Annotated in this window: 19 protein-coding genes; 16 read left to right on the top strand and 3 right to left on the bottom strand. The window is 68.0% G+C overall.

Annotated features, from left to right (window positions below):
* Positions 1-71 precede the first annotated feature (71 nt).
* The 14 genes from J2X46_RS19805 (at position 72) to J2X46_RS19870 (ending at position 9087) form a co-directional block, all read left to right on the top strand.
* On the top strand, positions 72-761 hold the full coding sequence (locus J2X46_RS19805; RefSeq protein ID WP_310253624.1) for a hypothetical protein: 690 nt from the start codon (positions 72-74) through the stop codon (positions 759-761).
* Positions 758-1324, top strand: a complete 567-nt coding sequence (locus J2X46_RS19810) for a thermonuclease family protein (protein ID WP_310253626.1) — start codon at positions 758-760, stop codon at positions 1322-1324. The genes J2X46_RS19805 and J2X46_RS19810 overlap by 4 nt, the downstream gene beginning before the upstream one ends.
* 404 nt (positions 1325-1728) lie before the next feature.
* The gene (locus J2X46_RS19815) at positions 1729-2085 is read left to right on the top strand and encodes a hypothetical protein (protein WP_310253628.1); all 357 of its coding nucleotides are present in this window, start codon (positions 1729-1731) and stop codon (positions 2083-2085) included.
* Positions 2082-2327 (top strand): hypothetical protein, encoded by a 246-nt coding sequence (locus tag J2X46_RS19820; RefSeq protein ID WP_310253630.1) that lies wholly within the window; start codon positions 2082-2084, stop codon positions 2325-2327. Before J2X46_RS19815 ends, J2X46_RS19820 begins: the two co-directional genes overlap by 4 nt.
* A complete protein-coding gene (locus J2X46_RS19825) occupies positions 2324-2494 on the top strand; it encodes a hypothetical protein (RefSeq protein ID WP_310253632.1) in 171 nt (56 codons plus the stop codon). The genes J2X46_RS19820 and J2X46_RS19825 overlap by 4 nt, the downstream gene beginning before the upstream one ends.
* The gene (locus J2X46_RS19830) at positions 2491-2814 is read left to right on the top strand and encodes a hypothetical protein (RefSeq protein WP_310253634.1); all 324 of its coding nucleotides are present in this window, start codon (positions 2491-2493) and stop codon (positions 2812-2814) included. Before J2X46_RS19825 ends, J2X46_RS19830 begins: the two co-directional genes overlap by 4 nt.
* Complete coding sequence (locus J2X46_RS19835) at positions 2811-3074, top strand: hypothetical protein (RefSeq protein ID WP_310253635.1); 264 nt, start codon at positions 2811-2813, stop codon at positions 3072-3074. The genes J2X46_RS19830 and J2X46_RS19835 overlap by 4 nt, the downstream gene beginning before the upstream one ends.
* A complete protein-coding gene (locus tag J2X46_RS19840; RefSeq protein ID WP_310253637.1) occupies positions 3071-4924 on the top strand; it encodes a DNA cytosine methyltransferase in 1854 nt (617 codons plus the stop codon). Before J2X46_RS19835 ends, J2X46_RS19840 begins: the two co-directional genes overlap by 4 nt.
* A complete protein-coding gene (locus tag J2X46_RS19845) occupies positions 4921-5190 on the top strand; it encodes a hypothetical protein (protein WP_310253639.1) in 270 nt (89 codons plus the stop codon). The genes J2X46_RS19840 and J2X46_RS19845 overlap by 4 nt, the downstream gene beginning before the upstream one ends.
* Before the next feature lie 77 nt (positions 5191-5267).
* A complete protein-coding gene (locus J2X46_RS19850) occupies positions 5268-6410 on the top strand; it encodes a hypothetical protein (protein ID WP_310253641.1) in 1143 nt (380 codons plus the stop codon).
* Positions 6407-6637, top strand: coding sequence for a hypothetical protein (locus tag J2X46_RS19855; protein ID WP_310253642.1), 231 nt, complete (start codon positions 6407-6409; stop codon positions 6635-6637). Before J2X46_RS19850 ends, J2X46_RS19855 begins: the two co-directional genes overlap by 4 nt.
* A 313-nt stretch (positions 6638-6950) precedes the next feature.
* The gene (locus tag J2X46_RS19860; protein WP_310253643.1) at positions 6951-7412 is read left to right on the top strand and encodes a hypothetical protein; all 462 of its coding nucleotides are present in this window, start codon (positions 6951-6953) and stop codon (positions 7410-7412) included.
* Between the two features lie 99 nt (positions 7413-7511).
* Positions 7512-8144: a prepilin peptidase gene (locus J2X46_RS19865; protein ID WP_310253645.1), complete on the top strand. Its 633-nt coding sequence runs from the start codon at positions 7512-7514 to the stop codon at positions 8142-8144.
* Positions 8145-8388: 244 nt separating this feature from the next.
* Positions 8389-9087 carry a hypothetical protein gene (locus J2X46_RS19870; RefSeq protein ID WP_310253647.1) on the top strand — a complete coding sequence of 233 codons (699 nt, stop codon included), beginning with the start codon at positions 8389-8391 and terminating at the stop codon, positions 9085-9087.
* A 366-nt stretch (positions 9088-9453) separates the two neighbouring features.
* Here the strand turns inward: J2X46_RS19870 and J2X46_RS19875 are convergent, their stop codons facing one another.
* The gene (locus tag J2X46_RS19875) at positions 9454-10188 is read right to left on the bottom strand and encodes a hypothetical protein (protein WP_310253648.1); all 735 of its coding nucleotides are present in this window, start codon (positions 10186-10188) and stop codon (positions 9454-9456) included.
* A gap of 428 nt (positions 10189-10616) precedes the next feature.
* Here J2X46_RS19875 and J2X46_RS19880 point away from each other — a divergent pair, with 428 nt between their 5' ends.
* Both J2X46_RS19880 and J2X46_RS19885 read left to right on the top strand, forming a co-directional pair.
* Positions 10617-11171, top strand: coding sequence for a hypothetical protein (locus tag J2X46_RS19880; protein ID WP_310253650.1), 555 nt, complete (start codon positions 10617-10619; stop codon positions 11169-11171).
* Positions 11172-11505: 334 nt separating this feature from the next.
* The gene (locus J2X46_RS19885; protein ID WP_310253652.1) at positions 11506-12735 is read left to right on the top strand and encodes an NHL repeat-containing protein; all 1230 of its coding nucleotides are present in this window, start codon (positions 11506-11508) and stop codon (positions 12733-12735) included.
* Positions 12736-13342: 607 nt separating this feature from the next.
* Here the strand turns inward: J2X46_RS19885 and J2X46_RS19890 are convergent.
* Both J2X46_RS19890 and J2X46_RS19895 read right to left on the bottom strand, forming a co-directional pair.
* Complete coding sequence (locus tag J2X46_RS19890) at positions 13343-13837, bottom strand: HEPN domain-containing protein (protein ID WP_310253653.1); 495 nt, start codon at positions 13835-13837, stop codon at positions 13343-13345.
* Positions 13834-14454, bottom strand: coding sequence for a MarR family transcriptional regulator (locus J2X46_RS19895; RefSeq protein ID WP_310253654.1), 621 nt, complete (start codon positions 14452-14454; stop codon positions 13834-13836). Before J2X46_RS19895 ends, J2X46_RS19890 begins: the two co-directional genes overlap by 4 nt.
* Positions 14455-14456: the final 2 nt, after the last annotated feature.

The raw sequence follows: 14456 nt of genomic DNA on the forward strand, positions 1-14456 counted from the left end.
GGGAGGTCCTCGTGTTGTACCTAGCGAATCCGTGCGGGAACGAGTCGATCGGCGCGGCCATGGCTGAGGGCGTGATCGGTTTCATCGACACGCCGAAGCAGGGCAACCGGCGCCCAGCTGGTGTGCGGTGGTGTGCCGACAACGGTTGTTTCTCCGAGCAGTGGGAGCCGAGCCGGTGGTGGGAGTTCCTCGAGGCCAACGCTGCGGATGCGGCCACGTGTCTGTTCGCGACTGCGCCAGATGTTGTCGGAGACGCGCGGGCCACGGAGGAACGGTCCCGGCCGTGGCTCTCGCGGATCCGCGCCCTGGGTTACCCGGTGGCGTACGTGGCGCAGAACGGGATGGAGTTCTCCACGTGGGACCTGTGGGACGAGATCGACTGCCTGTTCATCGGCGGCACCACCGACTGGAAGCTCGGACCTGAGGCCTGCAACCTCGCGGCCGTCGCGTCCTCGATGGGGAAGTGGATCCACGTCGGTCGGGTCAACAGCGAGAAGCGGTTCCGCTACGCCGAGGCGATCCGAGCGGACTCCTGTGACGGGACCTATCTCACCTACGGTCCGGAGAAGAACCTGACCAACGTGCTGACCTGGTCGCGGTCCAGTCACCAGTCCTCCCTGCTCGATGCGGCCGACGTGTGGGGCGCAGAGCCCGACGTCGTGAAGTCCCGGCCGGCACTCCTTCCGTCGGCACCGAGTCCTCGCCCGGAGGCCGCGCCGCACCATCCGGCGGCTGCTCTCGCTACGGGGGTGGCCCGATGATCGCGAGCAAGCCCGTCCGGATCATCTCACTGGTGATCGCCGCTCTTGTGGTGATCGTCGGCGTTCGCGCGCTCGGCGGCGGCTTCGCGGCTGGCGCCGACGAGCTCGGCGATCGGCCCAGTGGTGCTGCCCCGGGCGAGCGAGGGAAGAGGACCGTCGGCGTCGTCACCTACGTGCTCGACGGCGACACGGTCCAGGTCGACCTCCGTGACGGCCGCCAGGCGCGGGTTCGGTTCCTCGGGATCAGTGCTCCCGAGATCCCGCATCCCGGCAAGCCGGGGGAGTGCTACGGCCAGGCAGCGACCCGGCACCTCGAGCGGCTGCTGCCCGTCGGCACGCAGGTGACCCTCGTGAGCGACCCGACCCAAGACGACGTGGACGTCTACGGCCGCTGGCTGCGATACGTGCAGGCCGCCGGCCGGGATGTCGGTGCCGCCCAGATCCGCTCAGGATCCGCTGCTGCACGGGACAGCTCAACCCCGGTCGCGCGTCACGCGAAGTACCTACGGATCGAGGAGAGCGCGCGCGTTGGGGACCGTGGGTTGTGGTCCGAATGCCGATGATCGAAGGTTGCTCGCGACTCGCTGTAACGGGGGGATTGACATGCTGTAACGGGGGGGGTTACAGTAGCGGCATGAGGGACAGCATCCGTTAGGCGATGGAGGTCGTCAGATGAGCACCTGCGAGGGATGTGCAGCCGAGGGTCATGAGCCTGAGGAGTGCGCCAACCGGGGTCTGCCGATGTGCGACCAGACCTGCGCCTGTCGCCACGGGGAGCCTGAGAGCGACCCTGCTCCGTACTGGACCGCGGTCGCGGCTGAGAAGGCTGGAGCGGGCGCATGAGGGGCAAGGGGCCGTACCCGTACCCCTGTCCGGAGTGCGGCGAGACCATCCAGGCGACCGCCCTCCACCAGGTTCGGCAAAACCGGCCCTGCCGGGCCTGCATCCGGGTCTCCAGCGACTGGGCATGCCTCGAGTGCGGAAGCAGCGACCCGCGCCACCCCTCGCCGTGCCCGGGTGGTGCCGCGTGACCGCGGGGCGCCGGCTCACCGGCTACGCCCGGTCGATCCGTGACGCGCTCGGCCTCGACGACACCGCCACGCTGGATCTGGTCGAGTGCCTGATGCGCCAGGAGACCGGGGGAGTGCTCGACCACCTCAGCGCGGCCGCCTTCACCCGCCTTGCCCGCCAGTCCTACGGCGACGCCACGGCGTGGCACCAGATCGGCCCGGTCAACGGCTTCACCCTCGCCGACTTCTGCCGCGTCGAGCAGATCGACCTGCCCACCTGGGCGACAACTCCCACGGAAGGGGCACAGGCATGACCACCACGACCAAGGCGACCCGACAGATTCGGGTCCGGCGCACCTACTTGATCGAGCGGATCCAGGAGTGGGTTGTCGAGATTCCGGCCGACTACGACACCGATGAGTGGAAGGACAACGACCTCGACGGTTTCGACCAGTACGTCACCGACAACGGCGACAAGGTGCTCGAGGACTACGAGCACGTCGACTTCGACGAGCTCGAGCTCACAGTCCTCCCGGCGGCGGAGGTCGTCAGATGAGCACCAGGACCTACGCCGACGGCTACCAGGCCGCGCTCGACGACCTCGCGCTGGCTCTCGATCGCGACGGCAGTGACGGCGTCTGGACATGGATCTACTACAACGCCGAGGCCATGAGCACCCGCAACGCCGTCCGCCATCTAGCCCGACCGGAGACCGCCCGATGAGCGCCGCGCGCTGGGACCGCCTCGTGGCGGACCTCGCGGCAGCCGGCGAGTCGGCCGGGAGCATCGAGCTGATGGCGGCCAAGGTGACGGCGAAGGCGTACAGCCAGGTCGAGTACGGCCGCGTCGCTCAGGGCGTCTCCCGCTCGATCGGGATCGGCCAGGGCGAGGGCCTGGTGATGATCCGCGACCGCTACGGCCGCGGTGGCAAGTGGTACGGCTACAGCGTCTGCGTCACCCAGGGTGACCACGACCGAGAGGTCTGCCGCTCCACGAAGCGATCCGAGGTCGTCGCAGCGGTCGTCAAGGCGGTGGCCCGGTGAGCGTCTACGTCATCCCGGGGCACCAGACCTCCTACTTCACCTGCGACTTCATCGGAGGCAAGCCCGAGCACCGCTCAGCCTGCCACGCCGGCGTCTCGTCCCGCGCCGACCAGACCGCGCTGTGGCTCGACCCCTCCACCGCGGACCTCCCGACCGGATGGGTCCGCTCCGGCGGCGGGCACCTGTGCCCCGACCACGCCGACCGTGTGCCGAAGGACGGCCACGTCGCGGCGCTGATCTTCGCCGGGAGCGCATCATGACCATCGCCCAGCACCGTCCGGCCCTGCAGCAGCGCCGTTTCAAGCACGACACCCTCGTCGCCGTCGACCTGTTCAGCGGGTTCGGCGGGCTCACGCAGGGAATCGCTCACGCCGGGTTCGACGTGATCACGGCTGCGAACCACAACGAGTACAAGGTGAAGGTCCACGAGGCCAACCACCCGACGACCGAGCACTGGATTGCCGACCTGGTAGACACCGAGTCGCCCGCCTACCACTCGGTGCGCGAACTCCCGGCCGGCGATCTCCTCGCCGCTGGTGTCAGTTGCGTCAATCACTCCCAGGCCAACTCCAAGCGGGCCTACGAGCAGGGAATGTCGCTGTTCGACCTCGACGACCCCGACTACGAAGCCCGCGTCACCCGCTCGGAGCGGGACCGCGCCACGGCCAACTGCGTCCTCGCCTACGCCGCGCAGCATCACCCCCGGCTGATCCTCGTCGAGTGCACCACCGAGCTCTACTCGTGGGGGCTGCTCGTCCCCGGCAAGCGGAAGGTCGGCGACGGGTCGACCTACCGGTGGTGGCTCAAGCAGTTCGACCAGTTGGGCTACAACCACAAGGTCCTCTACCTGAACTCGATGTTCTTCGGCGTCGGCCAGTCCCGCGATCGCGGCTACTGGGTCTTCTGGGACAAGAAGCTCCCCGCACCGGACCTGGCTCACCGACCCGAGTCGTGGTGCGACCAGTGCCAGACGATCGTCCAGGCCGTCTGGTCGTGGAAGACCGGCGTCCCGCCGACCGGTTCGGTTCGGTACGGCAAGCAGTACAACTACCGCTGCCCGTCGTGCTACCGCGAGGTGATCCCGCCGTTCACCCCTTCGCTCGACGCGCTCGACCTGTCGAACCTGGGCACCCGGATCGGTGACCGCGAGAAGCCGCTCGCGGCCGCGACGATGGCGCGGGCCGAGCGGTGCCGGCAGCGGTTCGCGGAGTTCCCGGCCGTGCTGATGCCAGCGAAGGCGCAGCGGGGCTCCGAGAGGCACCCCTGGCAGCCGATGTCCACCCAGACCAGCCAGCAGGAGACAGCGGTCCTCTCGACCGGGGCGACCTTGGCGGCCGCGGGCAACACGTTCGAGTGGCCGGGCTCGAGGGGGTGCCGGACCCGCGACTTCTCCGAGCCGCTGACCTCGCAGACCTCGACCAACGGCACGGGCCTGCTCACGCCGCCGGTCGCGATGGCGATCGACAACTACCAGGGCGCTCCGCGCGGGGTCGACGAGCCGCTGCCGACCCAGCTCGGATCGGAGACGATGGGCCTGGTCTCGGCCGGCGTGCTGCCCTACCGGCGGAACACGACGCCGACCTCACACCTCGAGGCGATGCCGACCGTCACCGCCGAGCAGATCCCCGGCCTCCTGACCGCGGCCGGCACGATCAAGAACAACGGGTCGATCGAGGAGGCGAAGTACCGGGCCCACCCGGTGTCGGACCCGTTGGGCGCGGTGACCTCTGAGCCGACCCAGGCGCTGCTGTTCTCGGGCTGGTACAAGCAGAACGGCTCGACCGGGACGGAGACCGCGCCGCACCCGGTGACCGACCCGTTCGGGACGCTCACCTCGCGAGACACCACGGCGTTGCTGATGGCCGAGTGGCGTGACGCGCTCGCGGACCTCACGCTCGATGACTGCTACTTCCGGATGATGTACGACCACGAGATCGGCCGGGGCTGCGGGTTCGACGTCGACTTCGCCGACCACGAGGGCACCTTCCAGGTGTGGGGCTCGGCCCGTGACCGGGTCGACGGCTACGGCAACGCTGTTTCACCGCAGGTCGGCTGGTGGATCAGCAGCCGCCTGCGGGCGGTCCTGCACAGCGAGGAGGTCGCCGCATGAACGCCCGCGCCCGGCTCCAGGTCGACACCATCGGCCGCGCCGGCATGACCACGATCGTCGAGTTCCGCGATGTTGAGCCGATCTCCGACCCGGAGACCCGGGATGCCCTCGCCCAGGTGATCGGCGAGTACGTCGACGCTGCGGCGGCCGCTGGCATCCACCCGGGCGATGCTCGGCTGCTGCTGTTGTGCGAGCTCGTCCAGCGCGCCCAGGACGAACGTGCCTACGAGCGCGTGGCCGCCGCGAGGGGAGTGCTTCCGCTGTGAACCGCGTGACGTGCACCTGCGGCTGGACCCGTACCTACTCCACCCGCGCCAAGGCTGAGTTCAACGCCAGGCGTCACGTGTGTCGCACTGCGGACGGCGTACGCCGTGCGACCCGTTCCTACCGATGCGCTCGCTGGGGCCTGGAGGCGGTCTACGAGAACGCGGGTGCGGCCGAGGCCAGGTTCTGGTTCTCGCGACACTCCTGCCGCAAGCGTGAGAAGGCCATCTTGCGGGCCGCCCTGCACGAAGAGCGGCTGGCAGCCGTCGACCGGACTCCCAAGCCGTGCTTCCACAAGCAGGCCAGCCACCAGCACGGCACCCGTGCCTGCTACGTCCTGGACCGCTGTCGGTGTGAGCCCTGCTCGAAGGCCAACAGCGACGCGGAGACCGAGCGGGTCCGTCTCAAGGCGTACGGCCGCTATCACAAGTACGTCGACGCCCATCCGGTTCGGCTTCACCTCGCCGAACTCGCGGCCTACGGGATCGGGCTCAAGCAGGTCGCCAAGCTCTCCGGCGTCTCGACCGGAACCCTGTCCAAGCTGGTGTTCGGTGTCTACGACTCGACCGGCACGGGCGGCGGCCGCCATGGGTCCGGTGAACTGATCCGACCGCCCTCGCGGCGCGTGCTGCGACGGACCGCGGAGCGGGTGTACGCGGTCGAGCCGATCCCGGCCAACCTCGGGTCCGGGCAGATCGACCACGAACGCACACCGTTGGCCCGCGCCCACCTCCGGGCGCTCGTCGCGCTCGGCTGGTCGATGTCCGAGCTCGGCCGTCGCCTGGGGATGCGGTACGGGGCGAACGCCGTCACTCTCATCGAGGACGACGAACGGCTCATCCAGCGCGGCACCGTCGACCGGATCGAGCAGCTCTACGCCGAACTGTCGATGACTCTGCCGCCCCAGACCAACCGGACCGCGCGCACCACCGCCTCGCGGGCACGCAACCTCGCCCGCCGCCATGGCTGGCTGCCGCCGTTGGCCCTCGACGACGTGTACGACGCCGACAGCGCAGACACCGACCAGGCCGCCGTCGATGACGTCGATGACGTGGCGATCGCCCGTCGCATGGCCGGCGAGAAGGCGGTCCACCTCAACACGCAGGAGAAGGCACTCCTCGTCGAGCGGTGGAAGGCGAGCGGGCGCGGGATGAACGAACTCGTGCGCATCACCGGCATCAACCCGTACCGGTACTGCACAGAAGAAGAGGAGGCATCATGAGCGTCCAGCACTTCCATACAGAGGCATCGGCAGAGCAGTTCCCTGCCGCCGCCCAACGCGCCACCTGGCGCCGCGAACAGGCTGGCCTCGGGGCGTCCTGCGACTTCCCTGGCTGCGACCAGCACGCCGAGCTCGGCGCCCGGATGTGCGAGCACCACGTGATGGTCCGGCTGTCCTCCAACGGGTCATGGGTCGACGACAGTCATCGCGACGGGGGGCACGGCTGATGAGCTACCGAGAGACGATGCACTACGTCGTGCTGTGCGACCACTGCGGCCTCACAGCCCCGGAGGGCACGGACTGTACGACGCCAACGCTTGCTGACGAGGCCGCGCTGGAGGCGGGCTGGGAGATGACGGCCACCGAGCATCTGTGCACCGGATGCGCGATCGCTCTAGGGACCACAGAGTTCGACGGGACCGGGGGAGCGCGGCCTTACCGACCCGCGATCCAGCCGTCCAGTGCTGCTCCACCACGGCGCCCAGCTACTAGCGGGTCGCGGGCTGTCACGGCCAGGGCGCGGTCGTGGGAGGAATCGCGATGACCCACCGCAAAAGGCAGGCCGACACGGCGGTCCTCGATGAGCTCAGTCGTCGCGGGGTCTACGCCATTAGGGTCAGCAGTATGAAGCCCGCCGATGTGACCGCCGCGCCTGCTGAGGTCGTGGCTGAGGTGCTGCGTGACCCATCGGCCTTCCTCGACGCCGCCGCGCGTGCGGCGCCGGGCTGGTCAGCTCAGTACGGCGGCCCCGAGGGCATCGCTCAACTCACCATCGTGCTGCACGAGCACCTCGCCGACCTGACGAAACGCAACGCTGACCTGCGCACGTCGACGTTGATCTACCTCCGCACCGGGGCGAACATGTCGCTGGCGAAGCTCGGGAATCTGCTGGGCATGTCTCGCCAGCGGGTCGGGGTGGCGGCTCGGGGCGGCGACACGGGCGCACGGAAGGCGCCCCGCCCGTTCGCGCACCTCGAGTCGCCCGACCGCTGGAACATCTGAGAGACCGCAGGTGCCCGAATGTCCGCGTGGAGTGTCGTCATCACGTGCACCGTCGCCGCGGGGATTCTGGCGTGCGGCCTACCAACGCTCGTACGAGCGTTGGCGCCGCCGACCGACGCAGGGCAGAGTGGTGCCGGACCCTCTAACGCCGAACTCGACCTCTCGGCGAGCTACGGCACCATCGCGGCCGCACGGTGGTTCTTGCCTGTCGGCATCGTCGTTTCGGCCGCTGCGGCAGGTCTCCTCGGCGCCGCGCTAGGGGCCGATCCGTTGCTGGTGGTCCTAGTGCCGCTCGTGCCACTCGGGTACGCGTTGGCCGTGATCGACGGACGAACGCGCCTGCTCCCGCGTCGCCTGGTCGTGCCCACGACGCTGGTCGTCCTCGCCGCATTCGTCGGCGAGTGGGTGGCGACGGGCGACCTGGAGGTACTGGTCCGCGCGCTTGCCGGGCTTGCGATCGCAAGGACGGGGTTCTGGGTTCTGTGGTTCCTCGGCGCCGGCCTGGGATTCGGCGACGTACGGCTCGCCGCACTGGTGGGGCTGGTGACGGCTCGACTCGACTGGCAGGCCTTCGTAGTCGGCATCTACGGCGCCCTCGTACTGGTGTTGCTCTACGTCCTCGCGCGTTGGTCGGCGACCAGCCGACCGCTTCGAGGTGATGGGGTCTCGCTCGGGCCATTCCTCGTCCTGGGCGCCTGGGTCGGCCTGCTGGTCGGCGCTTTGTCGAACTGACCGAGAACCGACCAGTCATGAGGATGCCAGCACTCACCAGAATGTCCGCCCCTGCTCCGCGCTCAATCGCGAGCAGGCCGGGCGTGAGAGGATCTGATTCCAGATCGGCGGAGGGAACCTGAAGAGAGTAGGGCCGCATGACGACCATACCTTCGTTTCGGCAACCCGGACGTCAATCGGGACGCGTGTGACGTTCCCCGCGAGTCAGGAGACCTCGCCGCGACGGCGCCTGCTACGGCTCTGGGTGGCGCTCGGTGTCATCGTCGCAGTGGTCGTCGGGCTCGTCGGGCTTGACTTCGCTCTGTCCGCCACTGGCAGCCAGCGTGCTGAGCACGATGCGCTTGACCTCGTCGACCGGATCGATGAGGGCCGAGGAGTGGTGCTCGACGCCGTCGATGCCGCCACAACAGAGATCGACGATGTCGCCACACTCGTGCACGCATGGTCGGCGGTCAGCTGTGGCGTCGAGACCGAACTCAGCGACGGAGACGGACCAAGCACCGTCATCGGGTACCTCCAGACCTGCCGAATGATCGTCCACCGCGTCTATGCCCTCCCATCCACGGGTGACAGCGCTGCAGGAGCGGAGGTGCTCGTCGATGGCAAAGCGAACAGCCTGGACGACGGCTGCGAAGTGTCCATCCTGAATGCCGTCGACATCCCTGCCGACGCGACCGGCGACTCCTGGAACACCACCGACCTAACGTGGATGGACACGGCCGGCGAGCCGGTGGACGACTACGAGACCTGTGAGCTTCCAGAACCCGGCGGGGTGCGCAGCCAGGTATCGGTCGATGAGCCGCAGACCGACCGCTACTACCTTGCCCTTACCGTCGTGAACCAGGGGGATTTCGTCGGCATCGGCTGCGGCGATGGGCAATTTCTCGGCTTCGGCGCTTGCTCGACGCCGCCGCGCGGTGCGCCGTATCTTCCGCGGGAGTAGTGCGATGTTTGGAGGAGCGGACGCGGACGTCCCCGCGTTCCGCCTTCTTCCCTACACCTTCCGATGCGCCGCACGTGGTCGCAACGCCAGCTCACCTAGACTCCCGGTGGACCTAGGTGACGCTGGGGACACCAACCCGGCCGGCCCGACGAGTTCGACTACCGGTCCGTCTACACCGTTCTGATGCGCGGGCCGGTCCATGGATCCAGGGACAGCTTGCCTTCGAAGAAGTCCTGGTCAGGGTTTCGAGAAGGCAGCAGTGGTCTCGACCGAGTTGAGTCCTGCCCTGGCGGTTACGCGCACGCCGGTCTCCGGCTCCAACGCCACGCAAGCCAGCCCGAACGAGTTCGCGCACGAGGAGGTTGCTCAGCCGCGCCACCCGCCGTCACGTTGTGGACCGAGGCCGAACTCAGCACGCAGGCGCTTGAACCCTGCCCACGTGTCCTCGCGCGAGAGGTCCGCGATCAGGAGGTTCTCGGCGAGGGAGGTCCATCCCGCTTCCTCCCACGCTGCCTGCATGCGCCTCACGATCGGGCGAACCAAGTCGCCTTCATCGGAGCATTCGGGAGAGGCGACGAACACCGCCATGTCGTCGGATCTCGCTAGTCTCGTGACGGCCTCGTTCGCGATCAGACGACCCAGCACATCTTCAGCTCGTCCTTCGCCAGGAGTGATGCTGTGCACGATCAGCAGTGAGGTGGCGTCGCTGCGCCTGAGCAAGGGCACGTCGTTGCGGAGCCAACCGCCATCACCGAGCATCTCCGCCGCGACCCACTCGAAGTAGGCGGCTTCGTCATCGAGGTGCCCGGCTAGCGCCGGGTTTCCGAGTTGGCATCGGAAGACCGTGACCTCGGTCAGTGTCTTGAACGCCACACCGTGTTCGTCGATGCGCAGCGCAGGCTCACAGACATGCGGTTCGTCCTCGGCCTCGCGACAGCAGACCGCATCGAAGTCGAGATCAGGAACCACCGCTGAGACGTGCCACCCCTCCAGCGACCAGTCGTGGGGATCCGGGTCCAGGTCTTGGCTCAACTCAAGTCGGATCTCCAACCCGCGCCCAAGGTCGACCTTCGGCGAGTCAGTGTCGAGGTTCTCTCTCATTGACGCCCTCTCCTCATGCACGAATCTAGGCCAGGCAGGTGTCGAACGGGATTAGGGGTCGACGCAGCGCGGCAACCGTGCGCCATCGAGGCCGGGCACGCCGGCTTGGGGGTGCGCACACAGGGCCTGGACTGGTTCCTCCGGAGAGGTCGTAGGGCGTCCGGATCAAACTGGTAGGGACGGGAGCCGATAAGGCGGGAGTAGCTCCTGCCAAACCCGGTGACGCAAGTGCCGCATTGTGGTGGTCCCGGGTCGCTCTCGCTCCCGGCCAGCCGGCCGGATCGCGTCGAACGACGTGCTGGTCAGGGTCTACCTTGAGGTCGCCACCGACGGCTCGAAGATCGTCCTGGGCAGCTTGGCCCTGGCGGGCCCCCTGGCCCGGTCCCTACCTCGTCTCTGATCGGGTGCATTCGATAGCGTCACCCGTCATGGTGAGCCTTCGTGAACAGTCCTCCTTCCAGGCGCCGCGGACCGCGATCGCCTCGGCGCTGACGACGCTAGTGCTGGTCGGCACCACCGCGTGTGGTGACGCCCAGGACGACAAGGGCATCAAGGGCGACTTGGGGTCGGACGCCAGCATGTCGCCCTCGGCGGAGCCCACGGCGGAGCCCTCGGTGGAGCCGTCCGGGGCCGCGGAGAGCCCGGAGGAGAGCTTTCGGGCCTGGCTGGTCGCGAGCCGGACGCCCGACGCTGCCCTGGCCTGCACCTACCTGACCCCCGGCCTGGTCGAGAAGATGATCGCCGAGCTGGCGAGCGGAGGACTGGGCAGCGTCGCGAGCTGCGAGGAGCTCACCGAGGCGAGCGCCGAGCTGTTCAAGGCGGTCGGGGCCGACGCCGAGGTCGTCGTCGACACCACGGAGCAGAGTCCGACTCACGCCGAGCTGTGGGTCCAGTACGTCAGCAGCGGGAAGTGCGGCACGGTCGACATGGTCCCGTCCGGCGCCCACTGGGTGATGACCGAACAGTCCGAGGTCCGCTGCTGAGCGAAGCCGGCGCCCGTTCCTGCCCCGCTCCACACGGGCTGCGCCGACACATCCGGCGGTTTCGAACTCGATCAACTCCCACCGGCGCGGAACGCCTCGAGGAGTACGGGCCAGGGCAGAATGAGGCGCGGCCATTGGTGGACCGCCTTCTTCGATGAGTTCTTGGCCGTACACGCCGAAGATCCCACCGATGCCCTCGACGTCTGTCACGCTCGCAGTCGGCCCGCAAACCCCACCACTGCCAGGGACTCTCCTCGGCATCGGGTTTAAAGCATGGTCAGGGTGCGATAGAAAGGCAGGCATGCGTGCTCGACTTCTCACCTCGTTGATCTCCGTGGCGGCCATCGCGCTCGCCGTCGGGCTCGGGATGCCCGTCATCACCGCGTCGCCTGCGGTGGCCGGCCCGGCTGCCTACACCTACCAGCGTGAGTGGATCTACTCCACGAACGCGAGCGAGATCCCGGAGGCCATCGCCGTGTCCGACGACGGTCGGATCTACGTGGTGGGTCCTCGTGCAGGCGCAACGGGCAGCATCGTGCGGGTGTACAACGCGGACGGAAGGCTGGTGACCACGTGGCCGTACCTGCCCTACGAAGACGTGGGCGGCGTGGCGGTCGGCCCCAACGGTCAGATCCACATCGCGCACTACAGTGGAGCGCAGGTCCACGTCTACTCCGCGGGCGGCGCCCACGTACGGACCTACGGGCTCAGCGACGACTCCGCGACATTCGGCGATATCGCCCTCGCACCAAACGGGACCGCCTATATCACCGACCCGGTCAACGACTCTATCCACAAGTTCGCAGCCAACGGCACCTACGTCATCTCGTTCGGGGGCTCGGGCACTGCCCCCGGCCGCTACGGCACTCCGTGGGACGTCGATGTCCTGCGGGACGGCAACCTGGTGGTTGCTGACACCGACAACAACCGCATCCAGATCGTCTCCTCGAGCACCGGCCAGCCCATTCGGACATGGGGCCAGGCCGGCACCGGGAACGGGCAGTTCAGCGGGTTCCTCATCAATGTTGAGGTCGGCCCCGACGGGTTCATCTACGCTGGTGACACCACCTCCCGCATCCAAGTGTTCTCCACTGCGGGCCAATACCTCGGTGGGATGACAGCCTCCACCAAGCGCGCCGGCTCGCCCATATCGCCATTGCGTGACATCGCCTTCGGGCCCGACCGAGCCATGTATTCGGCTGGAACGTTGTATCCCTTCGAGAACGGTGTCGCGAGGTACGTCCTGGCGGGCGCCGCGGCTGGTGCTGGTGTGGCGAAGGTGAAGGCGTCGAAGAAGGGCGTGAAGGTCGCGAAGAAGAGGGTCAAGCTGACCATCAAGTGTGTCAGCGCCACGCCGTGCTCGGGCACGCTGACCCTCGCGACGAAGGGGAAGAAAGGCAAGCGGCTCGCCAAGCCCAAGACCTACACCCTGCCCGCCGGCGGCAAGGTCAAGCTCAAGGTCAAGCTGACCAAGAAGGGCCTCAAGACGATCCGGAAGAAGCCGGTCACCAAGGCCGTGGCCACCGTCACCGGCAGCACGAAGAAGATCAAGATCCGCCGCTGACGGGGACACCGCCTCACGGTCGCAGGGCACACACACGCCGCCTCGCGCCACCCCGGGCCTGCTGCGGGTTGGCGCGAGGTCTGCGCCGCCGACAGTGACACCGCCTTGGGCTAGCCGGCGCACGGGGCGTGAGAGTCCCGTGAAGTGGGACTTCTAGTGGATACCTGCGACTGCGGTCGCACCGCAGACCGCAAGCACCAGGACCCCGAGCAAGAGCAGGCTGCAGAATCAGATCGCGTTGCCGCGTCGGCGAGCCTCGGGGGCCGAATACGATCGGCCGCTGGTCATCTCCCAGCCGGACGGCTCCAAGGCGGCGATGGGGTCTTCTTGGTCATGTACACCCATTCGGGCGCTCCTCTCGATAGATCCGTTGCGATCCCGATCTTTGAGGTTGTCCTAGGTCGGGCGGGCGCCCAGTTCGGGAGTGTTCGGGTTGTGCCATCTCGGAGCGGTGTCGACGACATATACGACTGCCTTCGCGAGTGCCTTCGGTGCGGGCTTGCATGGTGGCCCTGGCGCCCTCCTGCTCCCCATGAACGTCGACCACCCGTGACGCTTGCCTCCACGGGCTTCAGCGGCACGGATCCTGCCCGTAGGGGTAGGAGTGTCAGCGTCGGAAGGGCCCCAGATGCGGCAGCAGGAGCCGGGCGACGTCCAGGATGTGGCGGGCGTCGTCAAGTCCGTCGTGGGCTTCCTCGACGGTGACTGGCGGGTCTTCGGCCGACGGGTACTCCGACTCGTTGCGGCGGCGGCGCAGACCGCCGAAGGCTCGCACCAGATGCCTGGTGTTGGGGCCGAGTTGTGCTTCGGCCGCCTGCTGCACTGCGACATGCCCGCCTGCGCGTGTCGGACGTAGACCTTGCACGGCCAGCAGTGCGGTGAGTGCCTTGCGGGCGGCGTCGTAGAGCAGCGTGAACGCCGAGGGCGGGTCGGTCTCGACGAGCGGTTGTGCCGAGGCAAGGTGTGCCGTGGCCTGGTTCATGAGGAGCCCGGCGTGGGCAGGGTTCGGTGCGACGTACTCCAACTCGCCCCGCTCGAGCATGCCGTCGATCTCGTGCTCGCCCTGGGCCCACTTGCCGGGCTCGGGTCGCTGCGTGGTCACCGTTCACATCCAACAGAGCCAGATCCAACGAGGTCAGATCCAACGAGGTCGACGATGGGTCGTGACATCACGGTGGACTTGAACGGGTCATCGGCCGGCATTGCGTCCCAGGCGGGTGCGGTGACGCGGCGGATGTTGATCTCGCGACGCAGTGTCCGCTGAGCCGTGTCGGCGACCTCGTCGAGTTGGTGCCGGTCGGGGTTGCCCACCACGAGGAGGTCGATATCACCTGGGACTGCACCGGGCTGTTGGGCGTAGCGCGCCGCCCATGACCCGTAGATGAAGGCACGTGTGATGCCCGCCACCTCGGCCAGGACGTCGCGTAGCACGGGCAATGGCCCGAAGGTCACGGCCATGAGCTCGGCCAGCGGGCGGTAGACGATCGTGCTCGTATCGGCTCGCACCAGCCGCTGGTTTCCAGACCGGGAGACCGTGATCAAGCCGGCGTCCTCGAGCCGGTCGACCTCACGCATCACCGTCGGCGAGGAGACCCCGATCGCGTCTGCGATTTCCCGCAGGCTGAAAGACTCATCGGGATGGAGCATGATCCAGGCGCACACGTCTCCCTGTGCGCGCGAGCGCAGGAGGGGCAGCAGCACCGGAGACGCTTCTTTCATAA

This window comes from Nocardioides sp. BE266, assembly GCF_031457855.1.
Lineage (GTDB): Bacteria > Actinomycetota > Actinomycetes > Propionibacteriales > Nocardioidaceae > Nocardioides.

What these genes read in the sequence shown, in the direction of transcription:
- J2X46_RS19895 (WP_310253654.1), bottom strand. Translation starts at nt 14,454, where the DNA reads ATGAAAGAAGCGTCTCCGGTGCTGCTGCCCCTCCTGCGCTCGCGCGCA.
- J2X46_RS19830 (WP_310253634.1), top strand. Translation starts at nt 2,491, where the DNA reads ATGAGCGCCGCGCGCTGGGACCGCCTCGTGGCGGACCTCGCGGCAGCC.
- J2X46_RS19855 (WP_310253642.1), top strand. Translation starts at nt 6,407, where the DNA reads ATGAGCGTCCAGCACTTCCATACAGAGGCATCGGCAGAGCAGTTCCCT.
- J2X46_RS19880 (WP_310253650.1), top strand. Translation starts at nt 10,617, where the DNA reads ATGGTGAGCCTTCGTGAACAGTCCTCCTTCCAGGCGCCGCGGACCGCG.
- J2X46_RS19815 (WP_310253628.1), top strand. Translation starts at nt 1,729, where the DNA reads ATGCCTCGAGTGCGGAAGCAGCGACCCGCGCCACCCCTCGCCGTGCCC.
- J2X46_RS19820 (WP_310253630.1), top strand. Translation starts at nt 2,082, where the DNA reads ATGACCACCACGACCAAGGCGACCCGACAGATTCGGGTCCGGCGCACC.
- J2X46_RS19840 (WP_310253637.1), top strand. Translation starts at nt 3,071, where the DNA reads ATGACCATCGCCCAGCACCGTCCGGCCCTGCAGCAGCGCCGTTTCAAG.
- J2X46_RS19875 (WP_310253648.1), bottom strand. Translation starts at nt 10,188, where the DNA reads ATGAGAGAGAACCTCGACACTGACTCGCCGAAGGTCGACCTTGGGCGC.
- J2X46_RS19810 (WP_310253626.1), top strand. Translation starts at nt 758, where the DNA reads ATGATCGCGAGCAAGCCCGTCCGGATCATCTCACTGGTGATCGCCGCT.
- J2X46_RS19860 (WP_310253643.1), top strand. Translation starts at nt 6,951, where the DNA reads ATGACCCACCGCAAAAGGCAGGCCGACACGGCGGTCCTCGATGAGCTC.
- J2X46_RS19845 (WP_310253639.1), top strand. Translation starts at nt 4,921, where the DNA reads ATGAACGCCCGCGCCCGGCTCCAGGTCGACACCATCGGCCGCGCCGGC.
- J2X46_RS19825 (WP_310253632.1), top strand. Translation starts at nt 2,324, where the DNA reads ATGAGCACCAGGACCTACGCCGACGGCTACCAGGCCGCGCTCGACGAC.